The sequence below is a fragment of the Candidatus Abyssobacteria bacterium SURF_5 genome (genome assembly GCA_003598085.1).
Lineage (GTDB): Bacteria > Abyssobacteria > SURF-5 > SURF-5 > SURF-5 > SURF-5.
The window spans coordinates 1-14502 of record QZKU01000101.1 but is presented as its reverse complement, the minus strand read 5'-3'; the positions used below and the strand labels follow the sequence as shown (position 1 = coordinate 14502).

Here is a 14502-nt window from a genome sequence, read left to right as displayed (position 1 = left end):
TGAGAAACAATTCTACTTCCGATACAAATAAGAGTCAAATGGCCGAACGCGGAGGAATTGCCGTTGAAGGTGTTCTTATATCTTTCTCTGCTTGCATGCGATTCAAAAGCCGCGTATAATCTGCTCATAAGGGCGCCTCCATCAAAGTCGCAGGCAAAGCCAAGGAGGATTATCATGTCTCCAGCCTTAAGCGCGGACTACATAAGGTCGAAAATAACCAAGAAAGCGGTGCGCAACATACGACAGGGCGGCAGGAAAGAGGACGCAGACAGGGGCATGTACCGCCCGGAGATCAAAATCGATTTGCAGCGCTCCGTTCTCCTGACAGAGTCATACAAAGAGACCGAGGGCCGGCCCATGGTCATCCGCCGCGCCAGGGCGCTCGAACGGATTCTCTCCAGGATGGAACTGTATATTCAGGATCATGAGCGGATCGTCGGGAATAATGTTTCCACCCCGCACGGCCTCTACTTCGGAATAGACATGGCATGGCGCTCGGTGAGGCGGATCGTGAACGAGGAAGAGGGCCGGACCCTGCTGGACGATGCCGGCCGAAAAACGCTGGATGAACTGATAGCCTACTGGGACGGCAAGTCCATGAGCGATATCCAACAGAGGACGTTCACGGGCAAGGTGCTGGGGGCATGGAGACTTCCCGATAGCGGCGCCGCGACGTGGTCTCACTGGTCGGAGCTGGGAATCCCGGATTACGAAAAAGTCTTTCGGGTGGGCGTCAGGGGTCTTATCGAAGAAGCACAGGCGAGGCTGGCGCAGATCGATCGCACGGTGCCGCTGGATTATGTCGATCAAAAGGATTTCCTTCAGGCTGTCGTTATCGCCCTTGAGGCTGTGATCAACTACGCTCACCGCTATCGAGACCTCGCTCGCAAGAAGGCGGCGCAGGCCGCCGACGCGGAGCATAAGGCGCGCCTCGAGGAAATCGCGGAGATATGCGATCGAGTTCCGGAATATCCGCCGCGGACCCTGCATGAAGCCCTTCAGTCCTTTTTCCTGCTTCATGTGGTTCGTTACATCGAATACTCCACTCTGGGCATCGGCGTGCGCTTCGATAAGGTTTTCGGCCCCTATTATGAGAATGATCTCAAGAGCGGGAAGATCACGCGCGAGAAGGCGCTCGAGCTGCTGCAGCTTCTCTGGGTGAAATTCCATGAGCTCGGCTTGATCTATTCGCCCACGTTATCCTCTATTTACGGGGGCGTGGCTTCCCTGCAGGCGATCACTCTCGGCGGGCTGGATGATGAGGGCAACGACGTCACGAACGAGATGACCTACCTCGTTCTGGAATGCGCGCAAATGATGCGGTCGCCCGAGCCGACCATCGCGCTGCGGTATCATGAGAACACGCCGCGCGCGCTTCTGTCGAAGGCGGTTGACGTAATCAAGACGGGAATCGGCTATCCCTCTTTCTTTAATGATAAAGCGATACTGCCCTTGCTTGCGCAGTGGGACGTTCCGGAAAAAGACGCGAACGACTATGCGATAACCGGCTGCGTCTATCTGGAGATACCGGGCAAGAATGTCTCCCGCAAGGCCTACGGCGGACTGGTTCTGCCGCTTGCTCTCTGGTACGCCCTGAATCAGGGCAGGAGCCAATGGTCGGACGACGTCCAAGTGGGCGCGCGGACACCGGACCCGCTGACCTTCAAATCGGTCGACGATTTGATCGGCGCTTACATAACACAGGTGGAGTTTTTCGCCAGACGCCTCTGCGCCCTCGAAAACATCTCGCATGCACTGCACGAAAAGTATCTGCCGCGGCCATTCTATTCCGCTCTTCTTGAAGGCTGCATCGAGCAGGGAAAAGAGTGCAAGAAGTTCGATTATCCTTCGCCGGTCTCCCACATGTGCATCATCATCGGCCCGACAAATGTGGCGGACGCGATTACCGCGATAAAGAAAAACGTCTTTGAAGACAGGAAGGTCTCGATGAAGACTCTTCTTGAGGCGATGGCCGCGAACTGGAAAGGATATGAGCAAGTGCGCCAATTGATGGCGCATGCGCCCAAGTACGGCAACGACGACGACTATGCCGACGCGGTCGCGGCGGAGATTCACCACCGGACAGCCGAGGCGATGGCGAAAGCCAAGACGCGCTTCGGGTACGCGTGTCGGGGCGATGGCAGCGGCATCTCGGCGACTTACGCCGCTGGCGCTACCGTTCCGGCGACTCCGGAAGGGCGTTGCGCCGGCACACCGTTATCCGACTCGACGCTTGCGCCGGTTTTCGGCATGGATCGGCACGGGCCGACGGCCGTACTGAAATCAGCTTCCAAGATCAGCACCGTGAAAACCTACAATCATTTGTTGAACCAGAAATTCCTGCCGCAGGCGCTCGAAGGCAACATGAAAGAAGTCTTCATGGATTACATCCGGTCGTGGGGCGATCTCGGCATCAGCCATATTCAGTTCAATGTGGTGGACCGAGAGAAGCTCCTGGATGCGCAAAAAAACCCGGAGAAATATCAGGACCTTCTGGTGCGCGTGGCCGGCTACAGCGCCTATTTTGTTGATCTGTCCAAAGGCTTGCAGGATTCAATAATCGCGCGCACCAGCCAGTGTTTCTGAGCGGGAAAGCGGCACATAGGACACACCAGTCCTTGGTCACCGAATCTGTAGGGGCGGGTTTCAAACCCGCCCGATTGCAACATCTACACCCGCCAACTCGAAACCCGAAACCTGGAACCTGGAACCATCTTCAATACGTAGCGCAGGCATCTTGCCTGCATTTTCCCTGACCGCGCCTCGCGGGGTCATCCTGAGCGCAGCCGAAGGATCCCCCTTTGAAACCGTCAGTCTTACATCCCGCATTTCGCAGGAAGACTGTGGACTGTTATCTGCCCTTCTCTCTTCCAACTTTGAACTTTGAACCTTGAACGTTGAACTAATTCAAAGCCACGGAAGCGCACAGATTCACATGGATTATTGAAACCTGATAAAATGCCCCTCGTACGGGCATCCCGCGCTTCGCGGGACCGTGCCCGAAAGACGTTGTATCGGGCAAACCCACCGTGCGGGAGTTGAACAAGTGACTCTGAATCAGGCACAGCTTTTCCAGGAGAAACAATCATGTGTCAACGCTTGAGAGGAAAGGTCGCGATTGTGGTCGGTGCGGGTTCAACACCCGGTGAGACCATGGGCAACGGCAGGGCAACGGCAATCCTTTTCGCGCGCGAGGGTGCAAAGGTGATGCTGGTGGATTACCGGCTCGAGTCGGCCATGGAAACGAAGAAGATGATTGATGACGATGGCGGCGAGTCGTTTGCATTCGGCGCCGACATAACCAAATCGGCCGACTGCAAGCGCATGGCCGACACATGCGCCGAGACCTACGGCAGGATTGATATCCTCCACAACAACGTCGGTATCGGCGAGGGAGGCGGCCCGGTCGAGTTAAGCGAAGAGGACTGGGACAAGGTCTTCGGCACTAATCTCAAGGGCATGTTTCTTACGTGCAAGCACGTCCTTCCTTACATGGAGAAACAGGGAAGCGGCGCCATCGTCAACATCTCGTCCCTGGCGGCGGTCCGCTGCGCGCCGTATCCGTATGTCGCATATACCGCGTCAAAGGCGGGCGTCAACGGCCTCACGCGCGATATCGCAATGCAGTACGCACACCGGGGCGTTCGCTGCAACTGCATCATGCCCGGCTTCATCAATACCCCAATGGCGATCGAGGCCATTCTGGAGCGGACAGGAATGGATAGAGACGATTTGATCCGCATGCGCAATACGGCCGTTCCGATGAACCACATGGGTGACGCATGGGACGTCGCATATGCCGCTCTGTTCCTCGCGTCGGATGAGGCAAAATTCATAACCGGCACAGCAATTGTCGTTGACGGCGGACAATCGCTGAAGAGTTGAACCGAAATATGCCGGGTTCGCATCGTTTATCACGCATCGCAGATCCATATTCGCACTGCAGAACGTGTCGCAAGGAGCCGGGAGGAGACACCAAGAATGGAACCCAGAATTCATCCGACGGTTTTTGTGGCTGAGGGAGCTCAAATCTGGGGCGACGTCGAGATAGGGCCCGGCTCAAGTATTTGGTTCGGCGCCGTAATCCGGGGAGACGAGGGCGCGGTGCTGATAGGCGAGGATTCCAATATTCAGGATAATTGCGTCATTCACAGCGACCTCGGCGCGCCCGTCGTCGTCGGAGCACACGTGACCGTGGGACACGGATGCGTTCTGAGGTCGTGCCGGATCGGTGATAAGACCATGATAGGCATGAATTCAACAGTGATGTCGGGGGTGGCTCTGGGCGAACGCTGCGTTGTCGGCGCGCACTCGCTGATAACCTACAACCAGACATTCGATAACGGTTCACTGATAATGGGCGTTCCGGCGAAGAGAATCCGTGAGGCCACAGAGGAAGAAAAGCAGTATTCGGAAATCGCATGTAATGTTTACAGGAAGCTCGTGATAGATTATCATGATGGCAAATTCCGCTCGCACAGGGGAGGGTAAACCATCAGTTCGGAAAGACAAACGGGTTGATGACAGCGCTTGTCGACAACAATTGATATCCCGCTGGAAAGCGGTGGCCTTGTGATACGCGCGCCAGGACGGCGGCGAACCAAGAGCAAGGAGGTCTGGAAAATGGATTTCAAGTGGAACGAAGAACAGGAAATGCTCCGCAAGACAGTGCGCGCCTTCGCGGAAAGGGACATCCGTCCCGTCGCCTTCAGCTTCCGCGACAAGGGCAGAGAGCCGATCCCCCGAAACTTGCTGGATAAAATGCGCGACATGGGCCTGTTCGGAATGACCCTTCCGGAGGAGTTCGGCGGCGGCGGGCGCAGCCCGGTCGACGCCATCATCGCTATGGAGGAAGTCGGCAGGGTCGACCCGCTGTTTGCCGAAAGCATCTTCGGCGCCAACTTCGGCCCGATCAGGGCGATCGCGGGTTACGGGACCGAGCGGCAGAAGCAGAAGTACATCCCGCCGGTCTGCCGGGGAGAAGGGCATGTGGCCATCTCGATCACCGAGCCGGAGGCCGGCTCGGCGGCGACTCATCTGACAACCCGCGCCGTCCGCAACGGCGACCATTATGTAGTAAACGGCACGAAAAGCTTCATCAGCAATGCCGAGACCGCAACGGCGTTTGCGGTGTACTGCCGGTTCGGCGAGATCGAGGGAATTGAAGGGATCGGCGCCATCATCATCGACCGGGACACGCCGGGCTTTGTCATCGGCAAGTCCGAGCCGAATATGGCGGGCATCAATCAGAATCAGCTTTTCATGGAGGATGCCATCGTTCCCGCCGAGAACGTGCTCATCGAGCGCAACGGGTTCCAGAAAATGATGATGGCGTTTAACGCCGAGCGGTGCGGTAACTCGACCATGTCGCTGGTGACCGCCCGGTGCGCCTACGAGAAGGCGTTGCAGTACTCGCAGGAGCGAGCGCAGTTCGGCCAACTGATCAGCAAGTTCCAGGGCATCCAGTGGATGCTCGCCGAGATGAAAGTCAAGATCGAGGCGGCCCGGCTACTCATCTATCGCGCCCTCATCAATGGCGAGGACGGATTCCCGTCGCGTCTGGAGACGGCCATCGCCAAAATGTTCTCCAATGAGATGGCGGTCGAGGTGACCAACAGGGCGCTCGAGATATACGGCGGATACGGCTACTCGAAGGAATATCCGATGGAGTGGCTGGTCAGATTCGCGCGCGGCTGGACAATCGCCGGGGGCACCGCCCAGATACAGAGAAACAACATCGCCTATGAATTGCTGAAGGGCCGCGACACTATGCCGTAGATACAATCTCTCTCTTTGAAACGGCCAATGTAGGGGCATCCCGCGCCTCGCGGGACCGTGCCCGAAAGACTGTAATCGAACCACCAAGACACAAAGGCACAAAGAATGACGAAGACTGTTCGCCACGAAAGCGCACGAAACGACACGAAAATATGCACTAACCTCTGCTTTATCGGAAACGTCCGCCCCGCGGGTCATTCTGAGCGAGCGCGAAGAATCTCTCTTCGTCTCCTCTCCCATCGGGAGAGGATTAAGGTGAGGGCTCGACTTTCAACTTTGAACCTGAAACCTTGAACTTGGAACTGTCCTTTCATGGTAGCGCAGGCATCTTGCCTGCATTTTCCCTGACCGCGCCGCTCGCGGGGTCATCCTGAGCGCAGCCGAAGGATCTCTCTTCGTCTCCTCTCCCATCGGGAGAGGACTAAGGTGAGGGCTCTTGAAAAGAACTTCTCCTCCTCTCTATCGTCGATTTTCGATTTTCCATTGCTCTCGCCGCTTCGGCTCGACTTTGAACCTTGAACCTTGAACCCGGAACTTTGAACTGCCGTTACTGCCGGCTCCGGTCTTTCTCTTTCCCCTTTGGGCTCCAGTCTGCCCATTTGATTTTCTTTATTCCCAATGATATGATGTGGATGCGTCGCGTGATACCCGCGTGACGAATGTCGGCGATTGCACTACAGACAGGACGGTGGCAAGAAGGAGAACCAAATGCCATATAAAGTGAGTGTCGTGGTCGAGAAAGACGAACAGGGTCTTTTTGCATACTGTCCCGAGCTTGAGGGATGCCATTCACAGGGAGAATCACTAGAGGAAGTTCTCGACAACATAAGAGAAGCCATCGAGCTTTATCTGGAAACATTATCGGAAGACGAACGCACCGAGCGCCTTAGCCGGGAAATTCTCACCACCGCCATCGAGGTAAAGGTTGCCTAAACAGCCGCGTCTGACTCCCCAAGAAGCGGAAACCCTCCTCCTCAAAGCTGGATTCCAGTTAATCCGGAGTCGCGGCAGTCACAGAATCTACATGAAGGACGGAAAAAGGATCATCATTCCCTTTCATGCGGGAAAGATTTTGCATCCGAAAATCAGCAAACGCATTTTCGACGTGATAGAGCAAGCCGCCAAATAAATGACCCCGCCGTCATTCCTGGATGTCCCGGCTGCGTTCGGGTCGCGCCCCCGCTGCCGCCAGGAATCCAGAACACGCGGCGTCCCGCCATGCCTGCCACGCGTCTCGCGTGGTCATCTCAATCTTCCTCTTCACGTTGAGCGTAAGCGCCTACACTGAGCTCCCCGAAGTCACGCCTTGGCGTGATCCCGCCCCTCGCGTGTCATTCTGACCCCGCGTCTCGCGGGGGAAGAATCTCTCTTATCTTCCAACCCGAAACTTTGAACCTGAAACCTTGAACTTGAAACTGTCCTTTCATGGTAGCGCAGGCATCCTGCCTGCATTTTCCCTGACGCGCCCCTCGCGTGTCATTCTGACCCCGGACATGATCCGGGGAAAGAATCTCTCTTCATTTCCTCGCCCTGAGGGAGAGGACTAAGGTGAGGGCTCGACTTTGAACTTGGAACTTGGAACCTGGAACTTGGAACCCGGAACCCCTTCGAGATAACACATCGCGTCAAAACATCAAGAGTAAAGATTGACCCCAATTTAAGAAAGACTGCCCTCAAGAAAATCGTTTATCTGGTCAAGCGGAAATGATTATCCCTAATTTGCTCTAGGCGCACTGTCGGAGGATTCCCGGGAGGCCAGGTTGTCAGACCCTCCGTTCTTACCCATCGGCCTATTGCTCCTCCACGAAGCTCTGAACATGTAGTCCAAAAGTTATCCTGGAGATCAGAACGTACCGGATAGCGGCCTACAACTCCATTAATTTCTACAGAGACTTTCGTCCACCGACGTGGAAAGTGGCACAGATCACGTTCAGGAATTGCAATCCCATATGTTCCGCTGCCGTTGCTCCAGATGGTTGGGTGTATTATCACTCGCCTCCTTCTTCCGCTCATTTCGATTTCCTCCTCAACAGTAAAGTTATCATAGCGAACAATCGGTGAAAGAGGTAATCAACATAATTATCTGATTCGAGAGGTACCTGATCCTTTTCTGAATGTCTGATATGAAAACGGTTCCCTATCTCTGTCAGTTCGCGAGCTTCTTTTTCCAGTAGCGCCCTGAAATTAGTTTCTGTCGCTGCTTTATTCAGTATGACTAAGGCAGAATCTCTCTTTCCTTTGCCAGGTTCAACCGTTTTAATTCGCTCCCATGCGTCCCAAAGCTTTTCTAGCGCCTCTCGCCTTATTTGAGGATTTGGATTTAGAAATTTGATCCGGGCAGTTTCAAGCAACTCATCTAGTTTACTATCTCCTGATTTGAAAATACTTCCTGAGAGGGCTTCCTGAATGACAGGGGGAGCCAATCGTTCCACCTGTCCGTCTTCACGAAGCTCGTAAGCTAGACCGTTCCGTCTAAAAATCCGGTTTATTCTTTCACGAAATCTTTCTTGACCACCCGATGTGAAGGAAAGATGTGTATGCCTATAGAAACTATGGTAACCTCCTTCTATAGGTTCGGCAACATGGTAATGACAGAATTCCAAAAAGTCGAAGAGTGCTAAATTATCAGGAATTTCATCAGCATTCAATGGAAAACTGAATCCGGGAATTTCTGCTTGAATTGAGAGAGACAAAGTCCTATCATTAGTGCCGATTATACCCTGACCATCCGGGCACTCTTCGGGAAAGCTCTGGCCGAATGCTCCTCTGGTGACTAATTCCTCAACAAGCGCAACGATGCCGCCCCAGACAGCATGTGGAATCTCTTCCTCAGTCCGCGGCCGTTCTCCATATTCTCTTTCGCTGAAATACTTCATCCCTTTTTCCTATTCTTGCACAAGGTGATCTTTGAAAATATATATCAAATACTTACTGCAATTGAAAATCATCTTTTACATTCTTGAGCAGCTTGTTGAGTTCTTCGGCTACTTCTGGAGGTGGTTTTTGTTTGCCGTCACCGATTTCGATTTGCACGTTGAATTTAATTTCAAAATTATTCTTGGCTTTGATTTCAAGGATTTCATGGATGATATCGCCCAGATCCTGAATTTGGGAGGGCTCCAATTCTGCTGAAGCGAATAGTTTGTTTGTGCCCGGTGAATATCCTCCCTTTGGTCGTTCGGCGCTTCCACCGTCGGAGATGACCTTGAACTTAGCAGATTTGGCGGCGGAAAAATCGCACGGCCAATCGCCGGACTTTTCGTCAGTCTCTATAAAACGGGCTTGTAGGGCAGCCGAGATGGCGTCTTTCACAGTTTTCCAAGGAAGCGTCTTTCCTCTCTGCATGGATAAAGAGGTAGCAATGGAAAAAGCCGTCGTTTTATCGTTCTTCCAGGCATCCGGCAGAATTCCGGGCAGGATTTCCGCGGGAAGCACAGAGTCTGGAGGCCTGCAGAGGATCGACTTTTCCTGCAGCACGCCTGCCGGAATTGTTTCGGCAAGCAGGCTGGCCGGTCCGGAAATCAACCAGATGTCTCCTTTTTCGACAGCCGCAGCGACCGCATCACTCACTATTTTAGTCTCAGCTTTTGGTATCTGAAGAGGTTCCTGATAGTCTCCTCTATCAACCTGTACCACGTTCTGCCCGTTGAAGTAATCCAAGGCTTGCTTCAGCGTGATTTCATCGTTTTTCCAAAGTTCCGGCAGCTTGCCCGGAGCCAGCAAGCCAGGAGGGAGATCGGCAAGTTCCGCGGCCTCGGGAAGAACAAGCTCAAGCGCCGGATCATTCAGGGCGTTTTCATCGGGTCGTGACATCCACCAGGTACGGAATGAATGATCAGGCCTTGTCAGTCTGAGCACGAAGGTTCCCTGCTCGCATCCTGCCGCCAATGTTTCGAGAATCGCGGCCGTTTTCAGCATTTTCGGAAGATGCGGCAGTTGGGCAAACGCTCCTGATAAATCCTTCACTCTGCGCGATGTCTCGCCTTGACGCCAAAGATTATACGGACCGGTGGGCAGAATCGCTTCCGCGGTTATCGGCGTATCCTGTATCCTTGAGCGTTTATCGTTCTTGATGATGCTGAAATGAAAATCTTCGGAAACAGTAATTTTGAAAGCCTGTGCGTCATTTTTCTCCGACACCGTGACCACTATGCAGTACGCCTGCCTGATAGCCTCAGGCACTCGGCCTCTTGCCTTGTCTATATATATCTGCAATGTATGCGCCCGGGCGGGATCGATGTTGCCATCCTTTTGCTGTTTCTTTATTTCCTCCCTCACAATTTCCCATGCGAGCTTGTCCCGGACTCGCATCATCGCCAAATCTACACCTTCACGTGAGGGAACCAGCAATATGACGGCGTTCCGGTAAACACGAGGCTTGTCCGGCCCCGTTGTCTCATCCAGAAATCTCACCGCCTCCGCACTGGGTTTTCCGGAATCCGAAGCGGCTGAAGGATTAAGGATCGCATAATGAAACGCCCCATCATCAGCTATATCTTTAGGTTTCAGAGGGAGGACGTGCACGAGCGCTCCGGCTGCCGATGCGCCATCCTTTAAAGGTTTGACCTTACTTATCTCATCGAGCAGTTGAGCCCTTACGTCGTCTTCGGATATATTTCTGGCGGCAACCGTGTGCATCTGTGTGAGGTTTGGCCGGTTTCCCATCTTCCAGGTAGTCGGCAACTGACCATCCGCCACCCCCGTATGCGAATCGTCAAGCCAGTGGCTGACCTGAGCCCACCTGGAGAGTCCCTTCTCAAGTTCGATTTTATCGGGACGAGCAGAACTCAAAAGCACAAGCAGGTCTCTGGTCTTTGCGGAATTTCCAGGCGGTTGAGAATGCAGGAAAGTGGTCACGACGGCTTGCTCGATTTCACGGTTTTTGAGAGCGCCTGATTCATCCTGTATCTGCCGCGCTCTGTAGAATTCTCCATCAAGAATGCCTGTCCAGGCCTGTTTCTTTCCTTCCGACTCTTCGGTATCGGCCACCGTAACAAGCTCTCTGGTGGCTTCCGATAAACCTTCCCGATCCGGCGCCGTGAGGAAAATGGCAGGCCCAATGAGAGGATTCGTGTCCCATTTTTCGGCTTCACGAAGAGCAAGCGCGAAGGTCCTTAGCACCCCTCGAGTTCTCTGAAAGCGATTCATGGTCGTCCATTTGCCATAGAAGACATCAGTAAGATCGGGATGGAATGGATAGCTTTTGAGGAAGCGATCTTCCGCTTCGGCGCCTTGCTTTCTCGTTTGTTCATCGACCGCCTGAATCCCTTTCAGCGCCGCCACAACATGTTGCCGAAATGCTCCACGGTCTTTTACGGATTCGGGAGTAAAGAATCTGCGACAGAGTACTTCCGCTACGTCTTCCTTTACCACCGGTTCGACGGCTTCTTCTCGCTGGCGCCGGAAAATGTCGTAAAGGTCTCCGAGTAACTGACGGCCGAAACTATCGCTTTTTGCGGGGTCCGTCGCCAGCAAAGAGGCAACGATACAGCAGCGATCGACTTTAGTCGCAGCCTGCGTGAGGTATTGAAAGAAATTAATCAGCATTGTCCGCCATACGCCGTCTTGCGCAACTTTCTCACAGGCATACATCAGCACCTCGTCAATCAAAATGAGCATGCCGAGGTTTTCTTTCGTGGGAATCTCGATCAGTTCTGAAAGAAGATTTTCCGCAGGGGCAGTGTCGCGCTCTTCGGCCTTTCCCTTTGCGTGCAGAAGTTTGAGTCCGGCATCGCCGGCAATCTGGTACGCCAGCACGCTCCACGGCTGTTGCAGCGTCCGCTTGTTTCCTGAGGGATCGAGAACGGCCATCCCTTTCTCGACATCGAGCTTATCGAAACAGAGGCTGGCTATGCGGCATTTCGGCGGCTTCTGTCCGAATTCCTGAGCGAATTCCTGAACCGCTGGAAGATTAGGCAATGAATCGGGATCGTGCACAAGATGACGAAGCGTGATCAGCGTGTGGGTTTTGCCGCCCCCATAGGTCAGTTCCAACTGCCGAACAGCCTTATCATTTTTGGCGTCAAGCCGATGCACGACGTCACGGACCAACTGTCGAAGGTTATATGTGGGATACGTGAGCGCGAAGAAGGACTCTGGATTCTCATAGACAGGCTGCTTCCCGCGCTGCATTGAAACTTCATAGAGGTCCGCGGCAAACATGTTCAGCGTCAGCTTTCCGCTCTTCAAATCGTCTCGCAGTTTCACAACCTTGTGCCACGGCTTCCAAGGCAACTTGTTCATGAGTCTTTCATCTCCTTCTGCAGATGCGGGTTTTGCACATCAATTACCATCAATCAGCACGCTCTTCAGTTTTTCATGCATGAGAAGTCTGCGAGCTTCGAAAAACCTCGGAAATTTGGCCAAAGACAAATCCATGTTGGGAATATAATTTCGACTCATAAAAGAGGCTTTCGTGTCGGCAGAACCACAAGTTTGAGCAAGCCACTCTTCAAACGGGGTATTACTTTTTTCCTGGTTCGGCACACCTTCCAGGAACTGCAGATTCGGGACCATGTCGTAATTCGACAGGCAAGAGCTTACATCCTTATCCTGAACCCCCTGTCTCAAGAGACGGGCAGGTGTAAAGGAACTGCGCGGATGGATGTGATCGACATGAAACTTGTTTCTGTAATCCAGTGAAGGGTACAGCAACGAAAGGACCGAGAACGTGTACTTTTGGGTGTACTTATGCTGGAGCAGATTCTCAATATCATCTTCTGTGAATACTATAGATTTCGGCGCCCCCTTGAATTTCTCGATGATTGGATTTAGAGGAAAAGCCTGTCCATTCTCTTTGATAACTTCCCGCACTGGCCGGAGCACAGAATCGGGCGTACCGCCAAATACCCGTTTCACAAGAGAAAAGGTTAGCCAACGGCGAATCGCTTTACGATCTTCGACGTATCTTTCGGCGGTGTCGTAGTTACTGGGACAACCGATTTTCTTCAAGTAATAGGCTATGGGAATGACTGCAAAATTGGAAGTGAGGGTATCTCTACTATACCCGAAGCCGGAGACCAGCGTCACAGCAGCTCGGAGCGCTCGTTCGATCTCTTCCCATTCATTTTCAATCTTGCTCATGTTCGCTCGATTAAAATTATCAACTTTGAATGCGATGTCTTTGGTATCAGTAAGCACTACACTGCTTTTCAGGACGAAGTCCTTGTCGAAATTAAAGCCGTCTCCTGTGTTATTTATTTCATCGACAAACGTGGTGATTACCTCTCTGGCGTCCTTATTCTGCCATTGGGCTGTAGCTACCGAGAGAAGCAAATCAGAATAACTCAGGACGGTACCGCCGCTATTCACCCGAATGAAAATATTCAGCACTTTATCCAGGCTTTCGTCTCTTTCAAGGAAATAATTGATTATTGTGCTATCGTGAACGGTGTTCCATAATTTGAAGAGCGTTCTATTGGCGAATTTTGCCTGCTCCTGGTCCGCCCGATTCATCAGCGCGTTATCGATCAGATAGTTGTTTACTTCAAACTGCTCGTGAAGATTAAGTATTTCCCCAACCTTGAACCAGAAAACATTTGTGTCCGCCTGCCGCGCTTCTTCATCTGTGAGAAACGCAAATTTATAAAGGCCATCACTCTGTTCATCTTGTTTTTTGGGGTTGAGTAGGTCAAGGTACAATTTCCGGACAGGAAAGGCTTGAGGATTATCCCATCTCTTGCGCGGTTCCTTGTACGCATATGAACCTTTCAGTCCGATGTACAAGGCTGTAAGACGTTGCTGGCCGTCCAGAATCCCAACAATGTCACTTTGCCCATCAACGTTGGCTTTTTGGTTATGCGGATTATCTCGCTCGTGATATTTGCGAACGAATTCATAGAATTGGTAGTTGCCGACACGTTGTCTGTCAACATGCCAGAAGAGGAAAGAACCAATAGGATAATCGCGCATCAATGAGTCAAACAAACGCGTAATTTGTTCCGGCTCCCAAACAACCTCTCTCTGAATTGCGGGAAGCAGATACTTCTTCTGATGGATTGATTCAACAGCTTCTTTGACCGTTATCGGTGTCTGAAACGGCATACCTCCCCCTATTCTGCATCCCGAAGCCCCAGTTTTCCCTGCCTGTCGTCTTTCGTTGCGCCCTTTGCCCCCATATGATTGCTCAAACTTTCCAGAAGCGAGCGCTCTTCACTGCCGCGAGGAGATAATTCGATGAGCGCCTGCACAAAGCGCTTGAAGAGCTCCTGCTTCCTCAAGGCGTTATCATCAAGATATTCATCGACTTTATGCAGATCGCCTGCTTTCCAGAGATGCATCAGGCAATGGACGCGGTCGATCAGGGGAACAGGCTTTCCATTTGGAGATTCAAGCCCGAGCGATTTTCGCTTTCGTTGAACCCAACTCTTGAGCTTTACCTTGCTTCCGGATGCGCCGTTTTCTTCTTCACATTCATAATCGGCCGCTTCTTCAGCGATTCCTTCTTCGCCGTTCTGTTCTCCGGCGCTTCCTTTCGTGAAGCTGACAATATCCCAAGTGTCGGCAAGTTCCCTGTCCGAAAGGCCACATGAAACAGCATAAAGGATACATGAACCGGCAGGAGCTTCCTCAAAGCCGAAATCATGCCGGTGTAACAAATAATATGAGGTAGGTTCATCAAGACGATCGGCGGCAGAATCGTCCGGAACCTGGTCTTCATCACCCGAGAGAACGCGTCCAACCACAAAATCCAAAACCAATCGCCTAACATGGGTAAGAAACTCA

At 52.7% G+C, this 14502-nt stretch carries 11 protein-coding genes; 6 read left to right on the top strand and 5 right to left on the bottom strand.

Annotation, left to right across the window (positions count from 1 at the left end):
* The first annotated feature begins 63 nt into the window (after nucleotides 1-63).
* The 4 genes from C4520_14415 to C4520_14400 all read left to right on the top strand — a co-directional run bounded on the left by C4520_14415 (nucleotide 64) and on the right by C4520_14400 (nucleotide 5778).
* A complete protein-coding gene (locus tag C4520_14415; GenBank protein ID RJP18444.1) occupies nucleotides 64-2586 on the top strand; it encodes a hypothetical protein in 2523 nt (840 codons plus the stop codon).
* Nucleotides 2587-3087: 501 nt separating this feature from the next.
* Nucleotides 3088-3885, top strand: a complete 798-nt coding sequence (locus C4520_14410; GenBank protein RJP18443.1) for an SDR family oxidoreductase — start codon at nucleotides 3088-3090, stop codon at nucleotides 3883-3885.
* 96 nt (nucleotides 3886-3981) lie between these two features.
* The gene (locus C4520_14405; GenBank protein ID RJP18442.1) at nucleotides 3982-4491 is read left to right on the top strand and encodes a gamma carbonic anhydrase family protein; all 510 of its coding nucleotides are present in this window, start codon (nucleotides 3982-3984) and stop codon (nucleotides 4489-4491) included.
* Between the two features lie 132 nt (nucleotides 4492-4623).
* Nucleotides 4624-5778, top strand: coding sequence for an acyl-CoA dehydrogenase (locus tag C4520_14400; protein ID RJP18441.1), 1155 nt, complete (start codon nucleotides 4624-4626; stop codon nucleotides 5776-5778).
* 365 nt (nucleotides 5779-6143) lie between these two features.
* Here C4520_14400 and C4520_14395 read toward each other — a convergent pair whose 3' ends face one another.
* Complete coding sequence (locus C4520_14395; protein RJP18440.1) at nucleotides 6144-6377, bottom strand: hypothetical protein; 234 nt, start codon at nucleotides 6375-6377, stop codon at nucleotides 6144-6146.
* Between the two features lie 109 nt (nucleotides 6378-6486).
* Here C4520_14395 and C4520_14390 point away from each other — a divergent pair, with 109 nt between their 5' ends.
* Together C4520_14390 and C4520_14385 are read left to right on the top strand one after the other, a co-directional pair.
* Entirely contained in the window at nucleotides 6487-6711 is a 225-nt protein-coding gene (locus C4520_14390) for a type II toxin-antitoxin system HicB family antitoxin (GenBank protein RJP18439.1), read from the top strand.
* The gene (locus C4520_14385) at nucleotides 6704-6907 is read left to right on the top strand and encodes an addiction module toxin, HicA family (protein ID RJP18438.1); all 204 of its coding nucleotides are present in this window, start codon (nucleotides 6704-6706) and stop codon (nucleotides 6905-6907) included. The genes C4520_14390 and C4520_14385 overlap by 8 nt, the downstream gene beginning before the upstream one ends.
* A gap of 880 nt (nucleotides 6908-7787) precedes the next feature.
* Here C4520_14385 and C4520_14380 read toward each other — a convergent pair.
* The 4 genes from C4520_14380 to C4520_14365 form a co-directional block, all read right to left on the bottom strand.
* Nucleotides 7788-8654: a hypothetical protein gene (locus C4520_14380; GenBank protein RJP18437.1), complete on the bottom strand. Its 867-nt coding sequence runs from the start codon at nucleotides 8652-8654 to the stop codon at nucleotides 7788-7790.
* A 52-nt stretch (nucleotides 8655-8706) separates the two neighbouring features.
* Complete coding sequence (locus C4520_14375; protein RJP18436.1) at nucleotides 8707-12021, bottom strand: ATP-binding protein; 3315 nt, start codon at nucleotides 12019-12021, stop codon at nucleotides 8707-8709.
* A gap of 39 nt (nucleotides 12022-12060) precedes the next feature.
* Nucleotides 12061-13821: a DUF262 domain-containing protein gene (locus C4520_14370; GenBank protein ID RJP18435.1), complete on the bottom strand. Its 1761-nt coding sequence runs from the start codon at nucleotides 13819-13821 to the stop codon at nucleotides 12061-12063.
* 8 nt (nucleotides 13822-13829) lie between these two features.
* A partial coding sequence (locus C4520_14365) for a hypothetical protein (GenBank protein RJP18434.1) occupies nucleotides 13830-14502 on the bottom strand: 673 nt, incomplete at its 5' end.

Bases quoted from the DNA above. Each gene is read 5' to 3' on its own strand.
- C4520_14410 (RJP18443.1), top strand. From the start codon at position 3,088: ATGTGTCAACGCTTGAGAGGAAAGGTCGCGATTGTGGTCGGTGCGGGT.
- C4520_14405 (RJP18442.1), top strand. From the start codon at position 3,982: ATGGAACCCAGAATTCATCCGACGGTTTTTGTGGCTGAGGGAGCTCAA.
- C4520_14400 (RJP18441.1), top strand. From the start codon at position 4,624: ATGGATTTCAAGTGGAACGAAGAACAGGAAATGCTCCGCAAGACAGTG.
- C4520_14395 (RJP18440.1), bottom strand. From the start codon at position 6,377: ATGGGCAGACTGGAGCCCAAAGGGGAAAGAGAAAGACCGGAGCCGGCA.
- C4520_14390 (RJP18439.1), top strand. From the start codon at position 6,487: ATGCCATATAAAGTGAGTGTCGTGGTCGAGAAAGACGAACAGGGTCTT.
- C4520_14380 (RJP18437.1), bottom strand. From the start codon at position 8,654: ATGAAGTATTTCAGCGAAAGAGAATATGGAGAACGGCCGCGGACTGAG.
- C4520_14375 (RJP18436.1), bottom strand. From the start codon at position 12,021: ATGAACAAGTTGCCTTGGAAGCCGTGGCACAAGGTTGTGAAACTGCGA.
- C4520_14370 (RJP18435.1), bottom strand. From the start codon at position 13,821: ATGCCGTTTCAGACACCGATAACGGTCAAAGAAGCTGTTGAATCAATC.